This is a genomic window from Flavobacteriales bacterium (genome assembly GCA_013214975.1).
In the GTDB taxonomy this organism is placed as follows: domain Bacteria; phylum Bacteroidota; class Bacteroidia; order DT-38; family DT-38; genus DT-38.
On the sequence record JABSPR010000364.1, the window covers coordinates 1 to 2,321 of the forward strand.

Sequence of the window (2,321 nt, forward strand, 5' to 3'; positions counted from 1 at the left end):
ATTCTTGGCTACAGATAATGCAGATATCGAAAAACGATTTATTGATGAAGTTGGTGGGAACTTGATTACTAACTCGAAGGAATTTCCAGAATTTAATAAAGACAAGGGAATTCATTATTGGGCAATAAATGATGATTCGAAAACCCATCTGTTACGGAAAATATTTGAAGAGAGTATTGATGATTTATGGATGTTGAGTATGTGTGATCAGCTCTTCTATCAAGGGAATAGCACTTTCTCTCAATTGGCTGCCTTGCTTTCTAAAGGAGTATGTTTGGATTGGCAAAAGTTTGAATAAATAAATTGTTTGTCCAACTATTGTTAAGTAATACGTAATTGGGAGTTAAGATTGAGGTCTTATAGTAATGTACGATATAAGTATTTTCCCTGTAGTGTCAAGATAGATAGTGAATAATTCGCTACTATTAATGTATACAGCAGGGAGTCTACGGTGTTATAAATAGTAGTCATTTTTGCAATATGAATTGCTCATCAGATCCTTGGCTTTAAATATAAGTCCAACTGGGAATCAACTATTTCCTGTTTTCCAGGTGTGTTGCTATTAAAGCTTGATTATAATAATAGCGGTCCTTTGAAAAAGAATTAACCGGTGGATTACCATTATATAAACAAAATTGCCTATTTGTTAATTCAGCATTAATTTTTTTGAAAAAGGTATTCAAAAACTCAGGTTTACAAACCTTTTCTAAATGCGGGTAATAATATTCATCGAAATTAATTGAACGAGATTTGAAAATTCGTCTTACATATTTGGACTCTTTCTCATTATAGATACTTCCAGTCTGATTTGTTCCAAACTCTCTACCTATCGGTTCTAAAAGAGAATCCGACGGATTAAAGTAAAAGTAAAGATTACGAAATCGCGCACCGTGATACCCATTACATAAATCGATGCAAGCAAGATATTTAGCCATTTTAGGGATGGAAATCAACTGATCTATTCCAATTTCTGATTTGTCTAAATTTCTAATTTTATTTTCCAAAATATCGTTTTGTTCTTTAAAGTATTTTTTAGAAGGCAAAGATTTTTTATCGTAATAATTTGTTACTTCTATTCTAGTAAACCCGTCTTTATCTATTGAGTGTTTAATTCTTATAATTAGGCCTGGCTTTCTATTGTTGGTTGTAAGTGTTTGAATGGTAGGTTGTTCTTGATAAAAGAATGTTCCTGGTTTTTTGTCATTAATAGTAACGCTTGCGTAGCCGGTTTTTAGACCTATCAAACCTATCGATCTCATTAACTCAGTATTAGCCCACTCATACAAGCCACCGAGTCTGGCCGAGGGGTCATACAGGTTAAACTTTGTCATGCCTAAAAGTGTTGTATCCTTTAACTTAATTCTTAATGAACGTTTTGGGGTGATAAAATGATCAGGCTTACCTCCAGTAAGCTTAATTTTTGCTTTTATATAGCTGTTATCAATTTTGATAATTGCTGGGTCGTATTTAAGTTTAGGCATCAATGCTTCAGCCGTTTCGTAGGGATCAAAATTTCCAATGAAATAGTAAATTAACCTGTTAACTTTTAATTCGTTGAATATTGAATTGACTATGCTATCGTGCTTGTCTAATGTCTTTTTATCTAAATTGACGTTTATGGAAAGACAGTTCCTATTTTCATTTATTTCTGATTCTTCCTGTTCGATAGAAATAGCTCTCAATTGATTATAACCATTTGTATCATATTTAGTGTATGCTGTAAAGAGGTGAAAAAGGATTAGAAGACCGATGAAAAAATATACTCCTTTTGGTATTTTAAAGTGCGATTTTAATCCCTCTAGTTTTTGATTGAAAAATGTACTGATTAATACCAAAATAGGTAATGCAAGCCAAGCGGTATATATGCTTTCCATTCCATTTCGCACATCATAGTTAAAGATAATAGTATGTACATCTGTGAATAGAGGAGTCAAACTAGATTGAAGAAGTATGTACTCAATTAGATTGAATAATGTCAGTTTGATTATTAACCATTTGTGTTTCTCTTTAGGTAGGCTTGAAATGTGATAGTAAAATATAAATGGAAGAATCAGCCCAGTAAAACTAGTCAGTGTCCACAAAGTAATCCAAGCAATGGAAAATTCAAGTCCCAGTAAATCCAGAACTCTTTGAGATTTCAAAAGGATGTATTCGGTATGCTCTGGAATGAATATTCCGACTATCGAAAAAATCAATGTTAATTTTATGAAACTGGAATTTGTTTTCATGTTTTTAATCACTCTGGAAAAAAAGTTTTTTTAGTGCCCAAGACTGGACTCGAACCAGCACAACCATAAGGTCACCAGCCCCTCAAGCTGACG

At 32.8% G+C, this 2,321-nt stretch carries 2 protein-coding genes; one reads left to right on the forward strand and one right to left on the reverse strand.

The genetic code is table 11. The features are described 5' to 3' along the window. On the forward strand, positions 1-298 hold a 298-nt coding region (locus tag HRT72_11755), incomplete at its 5' end, for a hypothetical protein (GenBank protein ID NQY68380.1). A gap of 235 nt (positions 299-533) precedes the next feature. Here the strand turns inward: HRT72_11755 and HRT72_11760 are convergent. After that, positions 534-2,228 (reverse strand): CotH kinase family protein, encoded by a 1,695-nt coding sequence (locus HRT72_11760; protein ID NQY68381.1) that lies wholly within the window; start codon positions 2,226-2,228, stop codon positions 534-536. Between the last annotated feature and the right edge of the window lie 93 nt (positions 2,229-2,321).

Coding starts and splice junctions, on each gene's coding strand:
- HRT72_11760 (NQY68381.1), bottom strand. CDS start 2,228: ATGAAAACAAATTCCAGTTTCATAAAATTAACATTGATTTTTTCGATA.